Below are 17,668 nucleotides of genomic sequence, written 5' to 3' on the forward strand. Positions count from 1 at the left end.
ACCTGGCAACTGCACTATGCGGAGCGGCAGTTCGGTATCCGGACCGTGTTCGGCCCCCTCAACGGGCGCGTCCGTCCGTCCACTTGGTGGACGCGATGACTCCGTGCGCCCCCTGTGCTCCGGCACCGTGGGTAAGGTCACGCTTACCGGACGTTCCACTCGGGCATGCAGGCGAATAGAGTCGATTGGCGGAGCGTTGGAATGTCAACGGATTGGCAAGTCGACACCGTTGTCGTCCCACGATTCGCAGCCCCACCCTGACCGGCGGCCCCACTCCCGTGGTCGATCGTCCCGGTCGCCGTCCGGTCCCGTTGTTGTCCGCATCCTCCCCCATCGCGAGAGGCACGGGGGGAGAACCCCCACCCCGAGGAATCGCCATGCCTCGTCCGACCGCCGCACAGCTCGCCTACGGTTCCTGCACCGTGATCTTCTCCACCCTCGCCATGCTGCTGCTGTCTCAGACGAGTTCGGGCCTGGGGATCGCGGTGATCACCCTCTCGGCACTCGCTCTCGGACTGCTCGTCGCCGTAACGGTTCCGCTGCCGAAGCGCGTGCCTTCCGGCTCCATGGCCGCCGTACCGGCTCCCGCGCAGGCCCCCGTTCAGGAGCGGGTGCCCGCACAGCGCGAGACCGCGTCCGTCGCCGCGTCCGTGTCGTCCGTGTCGTCGGCGGCAGTCTCCGCCGTACGCGAACCGGCGGGCCCGTGATTCCACGAACCCGCCGCTCTCCCGATCAGCCGTCTCCTCGCGGAGTGCGGCTGATCGCGTATGTCAGCCCGTGCTGACCACCACCGTCTTGGCCGCCTTGTCGTGCAGGCCCTGCTTGTAGGGCTTGTCGAAGTAGCTCCAACCGCCCGCGATCGCGGTCCAGATGCACGCGCAGCAGAACGCGAACGGGATCCACAGCACCAGCGAGCGGACCAGCGTGCTCTGCACGGAGGGCGTGGAGCCGTTGTCGAGGTTGGCCACCCTCAGGTTGAACAGCTTCTTGCCGAGGGTCTGCCCCGATCTGCTGATCATGATGGTGTCGTAGCCGACGTAGAGCACCGCGGCGATCACGGACTGCCCGAAGCCCCTGCTGTACTCGATCTTGTCGGCGTTCATGTTGTACTGCATGACCCCGAAGGCCCAGGACAGCAGCCACACCACGATGCCCACCAGGATCATGTCGATGATCCTCGCCACCGTGCGTTTGCCGCTGTCGGCGAGCGGGGGCATGCCGGCCAGCGGGTCGCCGCCGTAGGGGCCGCCGGGCCCGTACGGGTCGCCGCCGCCGTGCGGGGGCGGCTGGTCGCCGTACGGGGAGTCGTACGGGGAGCCCTGGGGCGGTGTGGGCGGCGAGGAGCCGTCGTAGGGGGAGCCGCCGCCCTCGGCGGGCGGGGGCTGCTTCTTGAACGGATCCTCGTCCGGTGGCTGACCCGAACCCGGGGGCGGCGGTTCGCTGCTCATGGCCCGAGTCGACCGCGAACCCCGCCACCGCGCATCCGGCGAGCGGCCGTCCGGGGGACCGGACTCCCGGCGGCCGCGCCGCCGCGCCGCCGCGCGGGGAGTCAGGCCACCACGACGGCGTACGGGCGGCTAGGTCCTGTCGTAGGCGGCCACGAAGGTGTGGGCCGCCTTGTCGTGCCAGCACTGGCGCCAGGGCCTGTCGAACAGGCACCACAGGACGCCGACGACACCGATGACGAGGACGCCGGGGACCACGTACACGAGCCAGCGGCGCAGGGCCCGCCCGAAGGACGGGGGTTCGTGGCCCTCGATGTCCCGGACCTCGATGCCGCACACCTTCTTGCCGAGGGTGCGGCCCCACTTGGCGGTCGGCAGCGCGTCGTAGAGGACGCCGAAGAGGAGCAGGACGGCCAGGACGATCCCGAGGTAGCCCGTGGTCGTGCCGTCGAGCAGCCACACCGTGACGGTCTGGCCGGATCGCTTGGCCGCGTCGACCTTCTCGTTGATGTGGTCGATCGCCTTGGTGCCCAGCGGTACGGCGGCCACGGCGGTGACGGTCGCCAGGACCGCGGTGTCCACGATCCGGGCCAGCAGCCGTCTGCCGAGGCTCGCCGGACGCGCCTCGGACTGTCTGCGGGCGGCGGCCTGGAACACGTCGTCCACCGGCGGCTTCCACGGCACGACGGGCTGCCCGTCGGCGCCCGGGTCACCCGCGAGCCGGTGCACCTGCTGGGCCCAGGACGGCTGTCCCCCACCGGGGCCACTGGTGAGGGGCGTGGCGGCGGGGCCGGTGGACTGCTGGGGCACGGAGGGAGCGGAGGGGCTGGAGGGCGTGGAGGGTGCGGGGGTGGCCGGCTGACGCGCGGCGGCGGAGTGGGCCGACTGGGCCGCAGCCTCCGCCGCGGCCTGGGCGGCCTGCCCGGCGCCGAAGCCTCCCCCGGCCCCCGCCGGGCCGTCCGCCGCGGGCGTGTCCGCCCCCAGTGCGCCGGTGGCCGGAGCCGTGCCCCCCGCCTGCGCCCCGCGCTGCGGCCCCGTGCGCGGGGCGGACGGGCGGAAGATCATGGTGCCCTCGGAAGGCGCGGGTTCCGCGGCGCCGTCGGGGTGACCGGTGCCGGCGAACTGCGCGCCGCTCGCCGGGGCCGCGGACGCGCCCTCGGCGCCGGTGGCCCCTGCCGGTCCCGTCGGGCGACGGAACCGCACGGTGCCGCCGGACGCCGGGAGTTGCGCGGCGTCGCCCCGGTCCGCGGGCGGGATCGTCGCCGTGCCGTCGGCGCGGGCCGACTCACCGTCCGGCTGGACGACCGCGTCGCCCGGTTCGGCCGCGCGCGCCAGCCGCGGGTCGGCCGTCGGAGGCGCGCCCCAGGACACCCGGCGGTCCTGCTCGCCGCCGAAGCCGGACTGCTGGGAGCGGTCGGCGCCCCATGCGGCCGCGGGCTCGGGCCTGTTGCCGTGCTGTGCCTCGGCCGGGCTCACCCGGCGCGGCTCGGCGGCGGGGCGCGGGTCCTCGTCGAAGAAGTGCGGGCCGGTCTCCTCGGCGGGGGCCGGAGCGGGTGCGGGAACGGAGGCCGTCGGCCGGGTACCGGACGGCGGCGTGAGCGGTACGCCGTCGGAGGGCGCGGGACGGCTCGTACCCGGTACCCAGGAGGCACCGTTCCAGTACCGGACATATCCAGGAATGGAGGGGTCCGGGTAATACCCTTCACGGGGCCGGTCGTCACCGGGGGCCGGGGTTGGGGCGCTCATGTCCGTCGTCCCGTATCTGCTCGGGGGTTTTTGGGGGTTCCACATCTATCAGACGGGCGCGCCTGTCAGCGGCGCTCCCGCCGTACCCACCTCTTTCGGGCAAGGTTCCGCCACAAGCGATCGCCGCCCGGAACACGGCCTCGGAACGCCCGCCAAAAAGCTTCTTCGAACCCGCGTAATGGTTCGGCGTGATCGCGCTCTCCACTCGTACGGGCCCGCTCTGCGGGCCCCGTACCCGAAAGGAAGCGCATCGACATGCACACCGTGGTGGAAAGCGAACTCGAGCTCAACCTCGTCCTGTCGGCCGAACGCAGCATCGCCGTACCGGCCCGGCTCACCTACCGCTCCGAGGACCCGTACGCCGTCCAGATCACCTTCCACATCGGCTCCGACCATCCCGTCGGCTGGACCTTCGCCCGTGAACTGCTCGTCGAGGGGGTGTTCAGGCCGTGCGGGCACGGCGACGTACGGGTGTGGCCGACGAAGGTCGCGGGCCGCAGCGTCGTCCTGATGGCGCTCAGCTCCCCGGACGGGGACGCCCTCCTCGAGGCGCCCACCGCGCGGGTGTCCGCCTGGCTGGAGCGCACCCTGCGGGCGGTCCCGCCGGGCTTCGAGGCCGATCGGCTCGGCCTCGACGAGGGCCTCGCCGAGTTGCTGGCCCCGACCCCGGCCGACGACCTGTGGCTGCGCGACCCGTGGCCGTCGGACGAGTCGAAGGACGGCGAGTGAACCCGTTCGCACCCCTGTTCCTGCCGGAGCGCAGCGGCGAGCAGGGGATCGGGTTCGTCCCGTTCTACGCGATCGCCGGGGTCGGGCGCACGGCGGGCGCGCGGGGTGCCGACGCCGCCGAGGTGCGGGCCGTCGCACGGGCCCACGGGGTGAGCGCGGCGCAGGTCCGGCTGGCCTGGACGTTGCACCGCGGACCGCACGTACTGGCCATCCCCGGCACCGGCGACCCGGACCACCTGGCCGCCAACGTGGCCGCCGGCGCCCTGCGGCTGACCGAGGACGAACTGGCCCTCCTGGACCGTCTTCACCAGGGCGGGGACGGGGGTGACGGGGGTGACGGGGGTGACGGGGACGACCGCACTCGGCCCACGGGAACGGCCGAGGCGGTGTCCTAGAGCACCTTGCCCGGGTTCAGGATGCCCAGGGGGTCGAAGGCGGCCTTGATGCCGCGCTGCATCTCCACGCCCACCGGGCCGAGCTCGCGGGCCAGCCACTCCTTCTTCAGGACTCCGACGCCGTGTTCGCCGGTGATGGTGCCGCCGAGTTCCAGACCGAGGGCCATGATCTCGTCGAAGGACTCGCGGGCGCGCCGCGACTCGTCGGGATCGTCGGCGTCGAAGCAGACGGTGGGGTGGGTGTTGCCGTCGCCCGCGTGCGCGCAGACACCGATGGTCAGGGAGTACTTCTCGGCGACGCGCTCGATGCCTTCGAGCATGTCGCCGAGCCGGGAGCGCGGCACGCACACGTCGTCGATCATCGTGGTGCCCTTGACCGCTTCGAGCGCGGTGAGCGACAACCGCCGCGCCTGGAGGAGCAGTTCGGATTCCGCCGCGTCCTCCGCGGGGACCACCTGCGTCGCGCCCGCGGCCTCGCACAGGGCGCCGACGGCGGCCAGGTCGGCGGCCGGGTCGTGGGTGTCGAAGGCGGCGAGGAGGAGCGCCTCGGTGGTCTCCGGGAGACCCATGTGGGCCAGGTCGTTGACGGCCTTGACCGTCGTACGGTCCATGAGTTCGAGGAGGGAGGGGACGTGCCCGCCCTCCATGATCCGGACCACGGCGTCGCAGGCGGCCCGCGCCGATCCGAACTCCGCCGCCAGCACCAACTGCTGGGGCGGCTGCGGCTTGAGCGCCAGGATCGCCCGTACGACGATGCCGAGCGAGCCCTCGGATCCGACGAAGAGGCGGGTGAGGTCGTACCCGGCGACCCCCTTCGCCGTACGGCGGCCGGTGGACATGAGCCGTCCGTCGGCCAGCACCACGTCGAGGCCGAGGACGTACTCGGCCGTCACCCCGTACTTCACACAGCACAGGCCGCCGGAGGCCGTGCCGATGTTCCCGCCGATCGTGCACATCTCCCAGCTGGAGGGGTCCGGCGGGTAGTACAGACCGTGTTCGTTCACGGCGCGGGAGAGGGTGGCGTTGATGACGCCGGGTTCCACGACGGCGATCCGGTCGACCGGGTTGATCTCCAGGATGCGGTCCATCTTCACCAGCGACAGCACGATGCAGCCGTCGGAGGCGTTGGCGGCGCCTGACAGGCCGGTGCGGGCGCCCTGCGGGACGACCGGGACACGCAGCTCGGTCGCGATCCGCATGACGTGCTGGACCTGTTCGACGGTACGGGGCAGGACGACGACGGCGGGGGTGCCCGCCTCGCAGAAGCTCGCCATGTCGTTCGCGTACGAGGCCGTGATGTCCGGGTCGATGAGGACGGCCTCGGCCGGCAGGCCGCTCAGCAGGCGGTCCACGAGGTTGCCGGTGACTTCGTCGCGCGGCGCTTCGATACGGCTCATGATCACAGCGTCGCACTCGGGGCCATCGGTGTGAACCCCATCCGCGCGGGGCTTGGCGTGCCGGGGTGTGGTCTTCGTATTGACGCACAGTGAGCGGCATGGAGATCGAAGAGCGACAGCCGGTGCTCACGGGGCTCACGCCCCAGGGGCCCTCCGGGCGGCGTCCCTCCGTCGCCAAGTACGTGCTGATCGGCCTGGTGGCGGGGTCTGTCGTCCTCGGCGGGGTGCTGGTGCTGCTGCCCTCGCAGCGGCCGACCGCGGCGCCGCCGGCGTCGGGTCCGGCGGCGCGGGCGGCGACGGCGGTGGGGGCCGGGGTGCCCGCCGCGCTGCCCGATCTGGTGGCCCTCATCGGCGACCACGAGGCCCATCTGCGCGTCCATCCGCGCGACGAGCGGTCGTGGGCGGTGCTCGGCGCGGCGTATGTGGAGCAGGGGCGGCGGACGGCCACGCCCGCGTACTTCCCGAAGGCCGAGCAGGCGCTGCGCACGTCGCTGGAGACGAAGCCGAAGGGGAATGTGACGGCGGTGGAGGGGCTGGCCGCGCTCGCCAACGCCCGCAACGACTTCCGGGCCGGACGGAAGTGGGCCGAGGAGGCGCTGAAACTGGCGCCGAAGCGGTGGACGGCGTATCCGCTGCTGATCGACTCCTGCAGCGGCCTCGGTGACTACAAGGCGAGCCGCAGCGCGCTGGAGAAGCTCCAGGGGCTGCACCACGGGCCGCCGGTGCTGGCCGAGGCCGCCCAGGTGTACTGGGACCGCGGCTGGCGCGAGGACGCGGTGGCCTCCCTCGCGGACGCGGCGGCGGCCGCCACCGCTCCGGCCGAGCGGGCGACCTGGCTGGCGCAAACGGGCCGGCTCTCCTGGGAGCGCGGGGACCGCGAGGAGTCGCTGCGCTACTACGAGGCCGCGCTGAGCATCGACCCCGACCAGCACGGCGCGCTCGCCGGGCAGGGGCGTGCGCTGGCGGCACTCGGGCGCAGCGCGGAGGCGCTGCGTGCGTACCAGACGGCGCTCGCCCAGGAGCCCGATCCGCGGTACGCGCTGGAGCTGGGCGAGCTGTACGAGACGCTGGGGGCGCGCGACGCGGCACAGACGCAGTACGCCCTGCTGCGGGAGCGGGTGCGCACCGACGCCGCGGCCGGTGTCGACAACGAGCTGGTCCTCGGGTTGTTCGAGGCGGACCACGGCGATCCGGAGGAAGCGGTGCGCCTACTGCGCGAGGAGTGGGCGCGCCAGCCCGGGGTCGCCGTCGCGGACGCGCTGGGGTGGGCGCTGCACCGGGCGGAGGAGGACGAGGAGGCGCTGAAGTTCGCGACGACGGCGACGGACAAGACGAAGGGCGGCGGCGTCCGCAGCGCGCTGTACGTCTACCACCGGGGGCAGATCGAACGCGAGCTGGGTCTGCTCGCGCCCGCGCGCCGCCACCTCGCGGAGTCCCTCCAGATCAACCCGTACTTCTCCCCCGTCCTCGCCCCCCAGGCCCGGCAGGATCTGGCCGCCCTCGGCGAACCGCCCGCGGAGCCGCCACCCGAGCCGAAGGACGAGACCCCGGCGGAACCGGAGGGCGCGGCGGGGCCGCCGGGCACTGCCGTGAATCCGGCGAGCCCGGCGAACCCAGCGAGCCCGGCGAACCCGGCGAATCCAGCGGCCCCGCGGGCGACTCGTCGACCCAGGCCACAGGCATCGGCTTCGGCGCCGGCATCGGCATCGGTGCCGGCTCCGGCGCCGGCACCGCGGCGCACGGCGTCACACTGACAGATATCCGCAGATGATTCCTACAGGTTGCCGCGCTTCTCCTGCTCCCGCTCGATCGCCTCGAAGAGAGCCTTGAAGTTGCCCTTGCCGAAGCCCATCGAGCCGTGCCGCTCGATGATCTCGAAGAAGACGGTCGGCCGGTCCTGGACCGGCTTGGTGAAGATCTGGAGCAGGTAGCCGTCCTCGTCGCGGTCGGCGAGGATCTTGAGCTCGCGCAGGGTGTCGACGGGCACCCGGGTGTCGCCGACCCACTCGCCAAGGGTGTCGTAGTACGAGTCGGGCGTGTCCAGGAACTGGACCCCGGCCGCGCGCATGGTGCGTACGGTCTGCACGATGTCGTTGGTGTTCAGCGCGATGTGCTGGACGCCCGCGCCGCCGTAGAACTCCAGGTACTCGTCGATCTGGGACTTCTTCTTGGCGATGGCGGGCTCGTTGATCGGGAACTTGACCTTGAGCGTGCCGTCGGCGACGACCTTCGACATCAGGGCGCTGTACTCGGTCGCGATGTCGTCGCCCACGAACTCCTTCATGTTCGTGAAGCCCATGACCTTGTTGTAGAAGCCGACCCATTCGTTCATGCGGCCGAGTTCGACGTTGCCGACGCAGTGGTCGATGGCCTGGAAGGTGCGGTGGGCGGGCGGCTCGACGATCGGGGCGGCGGCGGTGAACCCGGGGAGGTACGGGCCGTCGTAACCGGTGCGCTCGACGAGCGTGTGCCGGGTCTCGCCGTACGTGGCGATCGCGGCGAGGACGACCGTGCCGTACTCGTCCTTGAGCTCGTACGGCTCGGCGAGCGGGCGGGCGCCGTGCTCGACGGCGTACGCGAACGCGGCGCGCGCGTCCGGGACCTCGATGGCGAGGTCGACGACCCCGTCGCCATGCGCGGCCACGTGCTCGGCCAGGAAGTGGCCCCAGGTGGTGGTGGGCTTGATGACGGAGGTGAGGACGAAGCGTGCCGAGCCGTTCTCGAGGACGTACGAAGCCGTCTCGCGGCTGCCGTTCTCCGGTCCGGAGTAGGCGACCAGCCGCATGCCGAAGGCCGTGGAGTAGTAGTGCGCGGCCTGCTTGGCGTTGCCGACGGCGAAGACGACCGCGTCCATTCCCTTGACCGGGAAGGGGTCTGCCTGCCGCGCGGTGTCGGGAGTGAGGTGTGTGGTCTGCGTCATGGCCGCAGACTCTCTCCGTTCCACAAGGTGCGCAATAGTTTGCGGGAGAGCTGGACAATGTGCTCAGCAAAACGTCCATGTCGGCGGGCGTTCTGTACATGATGACCACCCCGGGAGGACGGCATGGCGATCGATCACCTGGACGGCCGGCTCATCGTGCTGCTGGCCGAGGAGCCGCGCATCGGCGTGCTGGAGATGTCCCGGCGGCTCGGGGTCGCGCGTGGCACCGTGCAGGCCCGGCTCGACCGCCTTCAATCGAATGGAGTCATCCGGGGATTCGGTCCGCAGGTGGATCCGGCCGCGCTCGGCTACCCCGTCACGGCCTTCGCGACGCTGCAGATCAGGCAGGGACAAGGCACCGACGTACGGGCGCACTTGGCGACCGTCCCCGAGGTGCTGGAGCTGCACACGACCACCGGCAGCGGCGACATGCTGTGCCGCCTGGTGGCCCGCTCGAACGCCGATCTCCAACGTGTGATCGACCGGGTCGTCGGTTTTGATGGCATCGTCCGGGCCTCCACGGCGATCGTCATGGAGAACCCCGTTCCGCTGCGGATCATCCCGCTGGTGGAGCAGGCGGCGAGCGAGCACTGACCGACGGCCGGGGAGGTGGCGTGAACTTCTGGCAGTACCTGAGCAGCCGCCATCAGCAGCTGCTCACGGACACGTACCAGCACGCCAGCGTGGTCTTCCAGTGCATGGTCGTCGCGACGCTCGTCGGTGTGGTGATCGGCGTCGTCACCTATCACAGCGGCTGGGCGGGCGGCGTCGCCACGACCACCACCTCCACCATCCTGACCATCCCCTCGCTCGCCATGATCGGTCTGCTGATCCCGATCGTGGGCCTGGGCGTGCCGCCCACGGTGATCGCGCTGACGCTGTACGGGCTGCTGCCGATCGTGCGCAACGCGATCGTGGGTCTGCGCGGGGTCGACCCCGCGCTGGTGGACGCGGCGAAGGGCATCGGCATGTCCGGTCCGGCCCGGCTGCTGAAGGTCGAGTTGCCGCTTGCCTGGCCGCCGATCCTCACCGGCATCCGGGTCTCCACGCAGATGCTGATGGGCATCGCGGCGATCGCGGCGTACGCCTCCGGCCCCGGCCTCGGCAACGAGATCTTCCGCGGCCTCGCGTCCCTGGGCAGCAGGAACGCGCTCAACCAGGTACTCGCGGGCACGATCGGGATCATCATCCTCGCGCTGCTGTTCGACGCCGCCTACGTCCTCATCGGTCGGCTGACCATTCCGAGGGGGATCCGTGCCTGAGACGACCGAGGCCGCGGGGCCACCGGAGGGCGCGCACACCTCCACGACCGGTGCCACCATCGAGCTGGAGAACCTCACCAAGCGCTACCCCAGCAGCCGGGAACCCGCCGTGGACAGCGTCAACATGGAGATCAAGGCGGGCGAGCTGGTCGTCTTCGTGGGCCCGTCGGGATGCGGCAAGTCCACCACGCTCAAGATGATCAACCGGCTGATCGAACCGACCAGCGGCCGCATCCGCATCAACGCCGAGGACGTCACCGACATGGACCCGGTGAAGCTGCGCCGCAAGATCGGCTACGCCATCCAGGCGTCCGGGCTCTTCCCGCACATGACGGTCGCCCAGAACATCGCCCTCGTACCGAAGATGGTCGGCTGGTCGAAGTCGCGGGTCAGGGCGCGCGTCGAGGAGATGCTGGACCTGGTCGGCCTCGACCCGGCCGAGTTCCAGGGACGTTATCCGCGCCAGCTCTCCGGCGGCCAGCAGCAGCGTGTGGGCGTGGCTCGGGCGCTCGCGGCCGACCCGCCCGTGCTGCTGATGGACGAACCCTTCGGCGCCGTGGACCCGATCACCCGCGACCACCTCCAGGACGAGCTGATCCGGCTCCAGCGCGAGCTGCACAAGACGATCGTCTTCGTCACCCACGACTTCGACGAGGCGATCAAGCTCGGTGACCGGATCGCGGTGCTGCGCGAGCACTCGCACATCGCGCAGTTCGACACCCCGGAGGCGATCCTCACCAACCCGGCCGACGACTTCGTGTCGGGGTTCGTGGGCGCGGGCGCGGCGCTGAAACGGCTCAACCTCACCCGGGTACGGGATGTGGAGATCACCGACTGGCCGACGGTCACCGTGGACGACCCGCTCCAGGAGATCTTCAACAAGCTCAGAAGCAGCGGCACGAACGAGATCCTGCTGCTCGACCGGCGGGGCCGCCCCTACAAGTGGCTGCGGCGCGGCGACCTGATGCGGGCCAGGGGTTCGCTGGCGCGGGCGGGCACGCTGGTGCACGACACGGTGACCCGGGACGCCACGCTGCGGGACGCGCTGGAGGCGGTGCTCATCGACAACACGGGCCGGGTCGCGGTCACCGGGCGGCGCGGCGAGTTCACCGGTGTCGTCGACATGGAGACGCTGATGAACTCCGTGCACGAGCTGTTGGAGGCGGACCGGCTGGAGGCGATGGAGCACCAGCACGAGCTGGAGGAGGCGCGCGCCCAGCAGACCCACTTCGAGCAGGAGGGTGTGGGCGGCGGGGAGGCGAAGGCGTGAGCGCTCCCCCGCCCGAGGAACGGCCCCAGGAACGGCCCATGGAGCGTTCCAAGGAACGGCGCAAGGAACAGCGCAGGGAGCGGCCCGAGGGCGAGCACGAGGTGAAGGGGCTCGCGTTCCGGGACGACGGCGAGTTCTCGCCGGACTCCGGGGACTTCCCCGAGGACCTTCCCGAAGGCCTTCCCGGGGGCGGTGAAGGCGGAGTCGAGGGGGAGGCCCCACCTCCGAAGGTCGTCCTCAAGCGCCGGATCACCTGGCAGAAGCTGACCTTCCTGCCCCTGGTCCTCGCGGCCGTGCTGCTGGCCACCTGGCTCTGGTTCCAGCAGGCCCGGCTGGACCCGATCTCCGAGAACGCGCTGTCGAACGGCCAGGTGTCGAAGGCCCTGTGGCAGCAGATCCGGCTGACCGCGATCTCCACCTTCTTCGTGCTGATCATCGCGATCCCGCTGGGCATCCTGCTCACCCGGGCGGCGTTCCGAAAGGCGACCCCGGTCGCGATGACGCTCGCCAACATGGGGCAGGCCACGCCAGCGATCGGCCTGCTGGCCCTGCTGGTCATCTGGCTGGGCACCGGCCAGCGGGCGGCCCTGATCGGCATCACCGTCTACGCCATCCTGCCGGTCCTCTCCAACACGATCGCGGGCCTGAAGGCCAACGACCCGACCCTGCTGGAGGCGGCCCGCGGCATCGGGATGTCCCCCCTGGGGGTGCTGACCCGCATCGAACTCCCGCTGGCCGTGCCGCTGATCCTCGCGGGCGTACGGACGGCCCTGGTCCTGAACGTGGGCACGGCGACCCTCGCCACCTTCGGCGGGGGCGGCGGCCTCGGTGTCCTGATCACCACCGGCATCACCACCCAGCGCATGCCCGTCCTGGTCCTCGGCTCGGTCCTCACGGTCTCGCTGGCCCTGCTCGTGGACTGGCTCGCCTCCCTGGTCGAACTGCTGCTCAGGCCGCGCGGACTGGAGGCGGACTCATGAGACGTACGGGTCCCGCAACCGCCGCGAGACGTACGGGTCCCGCACCCGCCGCGAGACGCACGGGTCCGGTGCTGGCCGGGGCGATGGTCCTGGCCGCCGGGTGCGGGCTCACCAGCGGCTCCCCCATGGTCGACAACGTCGCGCCCGGCTCGATCGGGCAGGGGCAGCCGCTCAAGGACGCCCATCTGACGGTGACGTCGAAGGAGTTCACCGAGCAGCTGATCCTCGGCGCGATCATGGGCATCGCCTTCCAGGCGGCCGGCGCGGACGTCCTCGACCGGACGGGCATCCAGGGTTCGATCGGCGCGCGGGAGGCCGTCAAGGGCGGGGACGCGGACGGGATGTACGAGTACACGGGCACCGCCTGGATCACGTACCTCGGCAACAGCAAGCCCATCCCCAACCCGCAGCAGCAGTGGCAGGCGGTGCACGACGCCGACCTGAAGAACGGGCTGACCTGGCTGCCGCCGTCCGCGCTCAACAACACGTACGCCCTCGCCATGAACCAGGCCAACTTCAAGAAGTACGGCACCAAGACGCTCTCCGACGTGGCCGCGCTGTCCAAGTCGAACCCGGGCGCGGTCACGCTGTGCGTGGAGAGCGAGTTCGCCAACCGGGCCGACGGGCTGCCGGGCATGGAGAAGGCGTACGGGATGAGTCTGCCCGCGAAGAACATCACGCAGATGGACACCGGGATCATCTACACCCAGGTGGCGAAGGGGAGTTGCACGTACGGGGAGGTCTTCACGACCGACGGGCGCATCAAGTCGATGAACCTGGCGGTGATGGAGGACGACAAGAAGTTCTTCCCCAACTACAACGCGGCGCCCGTGATCAACTCCAAGGCCCTGAAGAAGTACCCGGCGATCGCCCAGGTCCTGGACCCGATCACCAAGAAGCTCGACAACGACATGGCCCAGACCCTGAACTCCAAGGTGGACGTCGACGGGCAGGATCCGCATCAGGTGGCGCTGGACTGGATGAAGCAGGAGGGGTTCGTCAAGGGCGGGTGAGCGGGGCGACGGCTTCCAAAGAAGTGGTTGCAAAGAAACCCTTGCAACCACTTCTTTGCAACGCTACCTTTGGATGCATGGAATTGCCCGAGGAACCGCTGCCCGAGGAACGACAGGTCCGCACCCTCGACGCCCGCACGCTGCGCGGCATCGCCCACCCCCTGCGCATGCAGTTGCTGTACGCGCTGCGGCAGCGGGGGCCCGCCACCGCGTCGATGCTCGCCGAGCGGCTGGGCGAGTCCAGCGGGGCTACCAGCTATCACCTGCGGCAGCTGGCCGCGCACGGCTTCGTCGAGGACGCACCCGAGCGGGGCAAGGGCCGTGAGCGCTGGTGGCAGGCCGTCGACCAGGGCGTGTACTTCGACGCGAACCTGCTCAAGGACGGCGACCCGACGGTCCGCGGAGCGGCCGACATGTACCTGCACGAGGTCGCGACCACGCACACGCGTGAGCTGTCGACCTGGCTGGGTACGCGCGACGACTGGTCCGAGGACTGGTACCGGGCCAGCGACATGAGCGACTGGACCCTACGACTGACGTCCGGGCAGGCCCGCGAACTCACCGAAAAGATGCACGACCTGCTCGAAAGCTACCGACCCCTCGCCGGCGCCGAGGACGACCCCGACGCGGAGCAGGTCCGCATCCACACCCACGCCTTCCCTGTCAGGCAGGACCGAACGGAGACGCACCCATGACGCACCCAGACACCCACCTCGCCCTGCACCACCAGCGCGCCGCCGAGCTCCGAGCCCAAGCCGAAACCCACCACCTCACCGCCTCCGCCCGCCGCCCCGGCGAACTGCGGACGCGCCTCGGCTGGACCCTCGTGGAGGTCGGCCTGCGGCTCGCCGCCGCACCCCGCGTCGCCGTCGCGCACTGACGCGGCCTGCCGACCAACAACTGGGACAATTACCAGCTGGGACGACTAACAGCTGACGACTAACAGCTGGGGACCGAGCCCTTCCCCTTCTCCAGGGACACCAGCGCGTCGACCGCGCCCTTGAGCGTGGTCACCGGAACCAGTCGCAGCCCCTTGGGCAGTTCCGACTTGGCGTCCGAGCACTCCGCCTTCGGGACCAGGAAGACCGTCGCGCCGTCGCGCCGGGCGGCCTGCGTCTTCAGGGCGACCCCGCCGACCGCGCCGACCTTGCCGTCGGCGTCGATCGTCCCCGTACCCGCGACGGTGCGACCGCCCGTGAGGTCGCCGCCGCTCCCGTCGCCGTCCAGCTTGTCGATGATCCCGAGCGTGAAGAGCAGTCCGGCGCTGGGCCCGCCGACGTCGGCCAGTTTGAGCGTGACCTTCACGTCGTTCTTCTCGTGCAGATAGGACAGGGCCGCCTCGGTGGCCGTGTCCTGGGACTTCTTCATCTCGTCCGCGTTGTGCTGCTCGATCTCCTTGACGGAGTTCCCGCTCGGGTAGACCGAGTCGCGTGGCATCACGGCCCGGTCCGTACGGAACCAGCCGTCGATCACGTCACCCAGGCTGACGCTCGCGTCCGGCCCGGTCGCCTCGATCGTCGTCATCCGCAGCTGCCCGTTCGTCGTCCGGGTGGGCGCTCCGCTGATCGTGATCACGGGGTCGCCCTTGTTCTCGCCCAGGACGTTCGCCGTCATCCCGGGCTGCGCCACGGAGAACGGCAGCGGCGCGAACGCCGCCGTGGCGAGCAGGGCCACGACGGGAACGGCGCAGACGGTGATGGCCTGGAGGCGTGTGAGGCGAGAGAGCACGGGACCAATCTAACGTCACCGCTCGGCGCGACCTCCGTACAGGTCCCGCCGGGTGCTGGTGAAGCGGCACAGCGCCTCCGGCAGCGGCTCGGCCCCGATGCCCGGGGTGCGCGGCACCGGCAGATGACCGTCGTCGAGGACGAAGGGCTGGCTGTGATGTCCTCGGCGAATTGACTTGCTCCCCCTGCTGAAGCAGGGAGATTCTGGCCTTCCTCACCGAGTGCTGTGCCGCTGCGCGGCACGAGCTCCGGTGTGGATTCCGTGGCTTCCTGCGCCCTTCGGGGCCGGCCGTCAGTTGACGTCCACGTCCTCGAAGACCTCCAGCATGCGCGTCAGCACCCGTACGCACCTCTCCACGTCCGCGCCGGTGAGGTCACCGCCCACCCGCTTCAGCAGCGCGCTCTCGCGGGTGATCACCGCGTCGATGGCCGTACGGCCGTCGTCGGTCAGCCGGATCAGCGAGGACCGCTGGTGCGCGGGGTTGGCGACGGCCTCGACCAGGCCGTGGGCCGCCGCCTCGTTGACCATCCGCTGCACGAACTGACGGCTGAGCGCCTGCGCGCGACCCATCTGAGGGACCGTCAGGGGTCCTTGCGCACGCAGGAGATCCAGGACGGCGCGCACGCCGATGGACAGGCCTTCGATCGGCTCGTTGAGCTCCACCTTGCGGCTCACGCGCCGGTACAGGGGCCCCAGTACGGCGAACACCTCGTAGAGGCGGGGGGCGAGGTCGTCGGGCGGGAGCGATTGGGAGTCGTCGGGCTCACCGGGGGCGTCGGGCTTGCTGGTGTGGGTCACGGACACAGGATGACACCTTGGTTGCCAAGTCGACCCCAACATGACACCTTAGTTGTCATGACTGATGCCGCACAGGTGTTCATGTTCGAGTCCGCCGACGGTCCGCTCGCCTATCGCGACGTCGGTACCGGTCCCCCGCTGGTGTTGCTGCACGGCGGCTTCACCGACCACCGCATGTGGGACGACCTGGTGCCGCTCCTCGCGGCCGGCCACCGGGTGATCGCGCCCGACGCCCGCGGCCACGGCCGGTCCGCCAACGCCACGAAGCCCTTCCGCCCCACCGACGACCTCGCCGCCCTCCTGCGCCACCTCGACACGGGCCCCGTGGTCCTCGTCGGAATGTCGATGGGCGGGGCCACCGCGGTCGACACCACGCTGGAACACCCGGACCTCGTCCGCGCGCTCGTCGTCAGCGGCGCCGGGATCACCGACCCGGAGGACACCGACGCCTGGACCCTGGACATCATGAACCGCTGGGGCGGCACCCTGGCCGCCGGCGACATCGACGGCTGGGTCGACGTCTTCGCCTCGGTCGTGGCCGGCCCGCATCGCACGCTCGACGAGGTCGACCCGGAACTCGTACGGCGGGTACGGGAAATGGCGCGGGGGACTATTTCCAAGCACACGCCCGACGAACCCGACCGGTCCGTCCCCGTGACCGACATCCCGGCGCGCGCCAAGAGCATCACGGTTCCCGTCCTGGCCATCAACGGCGCCCTGGACGCGGCCGCTCAGATCGCGATGGCCGACCGCCTCGTCGACTCCGTCGCCGACGGCCGCACCATCACCATCGAGGGCACCGCCCACTACGCCAACATGGAACAGCCCCGCGTCTTCACCAAGTTCCTGTTGGAGTGGCTCAGCGGCCTGCCCGCCTGAGCCACCCCGCCGCCCGCCACGGAGGGTGGGGTCTCAGCGCAGTGCGTCCGCGACCTCTCGCGCCGCGTCCACGACCCTCGGCCCCACCCGTTCCGGCACGGAGTCCGCGAGCATGACGACACCGACGCTGCCCTCGACCCCGGTCACCCCTATCAGGGGAGCGGCGGCCCCGCTCGCGCCCGCCTCCAGCTCCCCGTGCGTGAGCGTGTATCCCGGGGCGTCCGCCTCCCCGGGCTGCCGGGCGGTGAGGATCGCGCGGCCCGCGGCGCCCCGGTCCAGCGGATGGCGGAACCCGGCGCGGTAGGCGACGTGATAGTCCGTCCACGTCGGCTCCACGACGGCGACGGCGAGCGCCTCGGTGCCGTCGACGAGCGTGAGATGGGCCGTGGCCCCTACGTCCTCGGCCAGCGCGCGCAGCGCCGGCAGCGCGGCCTCCCGTACCAGCGGATGCACCTGGCGCCCCAGCCGCAGTACCCCGAGGCCGACCCGGGCGCGGCCGCCCAGATCCCGGCGTACGAGCGCGTGCTGTTCCAACGTGGCGAGCAGGCGATACACAACGGTCCGGTTGACGCCCAGTTTGTTCGAAAGCTCGGTGACGGTCAGCCCGTGGTCCGTGTCGGCGAGCAGCTTGAGGACACGCAGTCCCCGGTCGAGCGTCTGAGAGGTCTCCGCGGTCACGACGCCCACTCCTTAGTGGTGAGGTCGGCGGCCCCTCGCGGCGGTTGCGTCTCCGAGTCCCGTCGGCGACGCGCTTCAGAGGCCGCCGTCGGCTGACGACCCGGGCTCTTCCCGGGCGGAGTCGCTACACGGCTGCGCTCCGCGGCGGCGCTGCCACGGGGCGTGTGCGTAGCGGGACAGTAGCGAGCCGGTTCGCTCAGCGGAAGTCTCCGTCCAGAATCCGGTCACGACCTGGTACGAACTCTTCCCGTTTACGGATCCTTTGTCCTCGTACGTACAGCGCGCACGCACAAGAACGCGCCCCTGAAAGGGGCGCGGGGCGCTGACATCGTGCGGCTCCGCCGCGTGGGCGCGATCAGCCACAGCCGATCCGCAGCCGAAACACAACAAGCGCCCCACGAACCACGACCTCCCAGGCACAGCGCCCA

General features: G+C 71.0%; 18 protein-coding genes and 1 pseudogene. 12 read left to right on the top strand and 7 right to left on the bottom strand.

Annotation, left to right across the window (positions count from 1 at the left end):
• Positions 1-377 precede the first annotated feature (377 nt).
• Entirely contained in the window at positions 378-707 is a 330-nt protein-coding gene (locus tag OG798_RS22740) for a hypothetical protein (protein ID WP_095854390.1), read from the top strand.
• A 63-nt stretch (positions 708-770) separates the two neighbouring features.
• Here OG798_RS22740 and OG798_RS22745 read toward each other — a convergent pair whose 3' ends face one another.
• Together OG798_RS22745 and OG798_RS22750 are read right to left on the bottom strand one after the other, a co-directional pair.
• Positions 771-1,448, bottom strand: coding sequence for an RDD family protein (locus tag OG798_RS22745; RefSeq protein ID WP_095854389.1), 678 nt, complete (start codon positions 1,446-1,448; stop codon positions 771-773).
• A 129-nt stretch (positions 1,449-1,577) separates the two neighbouring features.
• Entirely contained in the window at positions 1,578-3,191 is a 1,614-nt protein-coding gene (locus OG798_RS22750) for an RDD family protein (RefSeq protein WP_328757608.1), read from the bottom strand.
• A 255-nt stretch (positions 3,192-3,446) separates the two neighbouring features.
• On the opposite strand from OG798_RS22750, the gene OG798_RS22755 reads away from it, so the two are divergent.
• Together OG798_RS22755 and OG798_RS22760 are read left to right on the top strand one after the other, a co-directional pair.
• Entirely contained in the window at positions 3,447-3,920 is a 474-nt protein-coding gene (locus OG798_RS22755) for an SsgA family sporulation/cell division regulator (protein ID WP_097225723.1), read from the top strand.
• A 35-nt stretch (positions 3,921-3,955) separates the two neighbouring features.
• Positions 3,956-4,231 (top strand): annotated as a pseudogene (locus OG798_RS22760) (aldo/keto reductase); the annotation flags it as partial.
• 80 nt (positions 4,232-4,311) lie between these two features.
• On the opposite strand, the gene OG798_RS22765 reads toward OG798_RS22760, so the two are convergent.
• The gene (locus tag OG798_RS22765; RefSeq protein WP_267061959.1) at positions 4,312-5,718 is read right to left on the bottom strand and encodes an FAD-binding oxidoreductase; all 1,407 of its coding nucleotides are present in this window, start codon (positions 5,716-5,718) and stop codon (positions 4,312-4,314) included.
• A gap of 92 nt (positions 5,719-5,810) precedes the next feature.
• Between OG798_RS22765 and OG798_RS22770 the strand changes: the two genes are divergently transcribed.
• Positions 5,811-7,466 (top strand): tetratricopeptide repeat protein, encoded by a 1,656-nt coding sequence (locus tag OG798_RS22770; RefSeq protein WP_328757609.1) that lies wholly within the window; start codon positions 5,811-5,813, stop codon positions 7,464-7,466.
• 20 nt (positions 7,467-7,486) lie between these two features.
• Here the strand turns inward: OG798_RS22770 and hppD are convergent, their stop codons facing one another.
• Positions 7,487-8,632 (bottom strand): 4-hydroxyphenylpyruvate dioxygenase, encoded by a 1,146-nt coding sequence (hppD, locus tag OG798_RS22775; protein WP_267061961.1) that lies wholly within the window; start codon positions 8,630-8,632, stop codon positions 7,487-7,489.
• A gap of 123 nt (positions 8,633-8,755) precedes the next feature.
• Here hppD and OG798_RS22780 point away from each other — a divergent pair, with 123 nt between their 5' ends.
• The 7 genes from OG798_RS22780 to OG798_RS22810 all read left to right on the top strand — a co-directional run bounded on the left by OG798_RS22780 (position 8,756) and on the right by OG798_RS22810 (position 14,037).
• Positions 8,756-9,226, top strand: a complete 471-nt coding sequence (locus OG798_RS22780; protein WP_095854383.1) for an Lrp/AsnC family transcriptional regulator — start codon at positions 8,756-8,758, stop codon at positions 9,224-9,226.
• A 20-nt stretch (positions 9,227-9,246) separates the two neighbouring features.
• The gene (locus OG798_RS22785) at positions 9,247-9,894 is read left to right on the top strand and encodes an ABC transporter permease (protein ID WP_267061963.1); all 648 of its coding nucleotides are present in this window, start codon (positions 9,247-9,249) and stop codon (positions 9,892-9,894) included.
• Positions 9,887-11,164: a betaine/proline/choline family ABC transporter ATP-binding protein gene (locus tag OG798_RS22790; RefSeq protein WP_328757610.1), complete on the top strand. Its 1,278-nt coding sequence runs from the start codon at positions 9,887-9,889 to the stop codon at positions 11,162-11,164. Before OG798_RS22785 ends, OG798_RS22790 begins: the two co-directional genes overlap by 8 nt.
• 38 nt (positions 11,165-11,202) lie before the next feature.
• The gene (locus OG798_RS22795; protein ID WP_121415994.1) at positions 11,203-12,144 is read left to right on the top strand and encodes an ABC transporter permease; all 942 of its coding nucleotides are present in this window, start codon (positions 11,203-11,205) and stop codon (positions 12,142-12,144) included.
• Positions 12,141-13,157: a glycine betaine ABC transporter substrate-binding protein gene (locus OG798_RS22800; protein WP_413253545.1), complete on the top strand. Its 1,017-nt coding sequence runs from the start codon at positions 12,141-12,143 to the stop codon at positions 13,155-13,157. The genes OG798_RS22795 and OG798_RS22800 overlap by 4 nt, the downstream gene beginning before the upstream one ends.
• Before the next feature lie 77 nt (positions 13,158-13,234).
• A complete protein-coding gene (locus OG798_RS22805; RefSeq protein WP_267061965.1) occupies positions 13,235-13,852 on the top strand; it encodes an ArsR/SmtB family transcription factor in 618 nt (205 codons plus the stop codon).
• Entirely contained in the window at positions 13,849-14,037 is a 189-nt protein-coding gene (locus OG798_RS22810; RefSeq protein ID WP_095854378.1) for a hypothetical protein, read from the top strand. Before OG798_RS22805 ends, OG798_RS22810 begins: the two co-directional genes overlap by 4 nt.
• A 59-nt stretch (positions 14,038-14,096) precedes the next feature.
• On the opposite strand, the gene OG798_RS22815 is transcribed toward OG798_RS22810, so the two are convergent.
• Both OG798_RS22815 and OG798_RS22820 read right to left on the bottom strand, forming a co-directional pair.
• Positions 14,097-14,885 (bottom strand): S16 family serine protease, encoded by a 789-nt coding sequence (locus OG798_RS22815; protein WP_267061966.1) that lies wholly within the window; start codon positions 14,883-14,885, stop codon positions 14,097-14,099.
• Positions 14,886-15,176: 291 nt separating this feature from the next.
• Positions 15,177-15,683 carry a MarR family winged helix-turn-helix transcriptional regulator gene (locus OG798_RS22820; protein WP_328757611.1) on the bottom strand — a complete coding sequence of 169 codons (507 nt, stop codon included), beginning with the start codon at positions 15,681-15,683 and terminating at the stop codon, positions 15,177-15,179.
• Positions 15,684-15,740: 57 nt separating this feature from the next.
• Here OG798_RS22820 and OG798_RS22825 point away from each other — a divergent pair, with 57 nt between their 5' ends.
• Positions 15,741-16,562, top strand: a complete 822-nt coding sequence (locus tag OG798_RS22825) for an alpha/beta fold hydrolase (RefSeq protein WP_095854375.1) — start codon at positions 15,741-15,743, stop codon at positions 16,560-16,562.
• 33 nt (positions 16,563-16,595) lie between these two features.
• On the opposite strand, the gene OG798_RS22830 is transcribed toward OG798_RS22825, so the two are convergent.
• The gene (locus OG798_RS22830; RefSeq protein WP_328757612.1) at positions 16,596-17,240 is read right to left on the bottom strand and encodes an IclR family transcriptional regulator; all 645 of its coding nucleotides are present in this window, start codon (positions 17,238-17,240) and stop codon (positions 16,596-16,598) included.
• Positions 17,241-17,668 lie beyond the last annotated feature (428 nt).

Source organism: Streptomyces sp. NBC_00271 (assembly GCF_036178845.1).
In the GTDB taxonomy this organism is placed as follows: domain Bacteria; phylum Actinomycetota; class Actinomycetes; order Streptomycetales; family Streptomycetaceae; genus Streptomyces.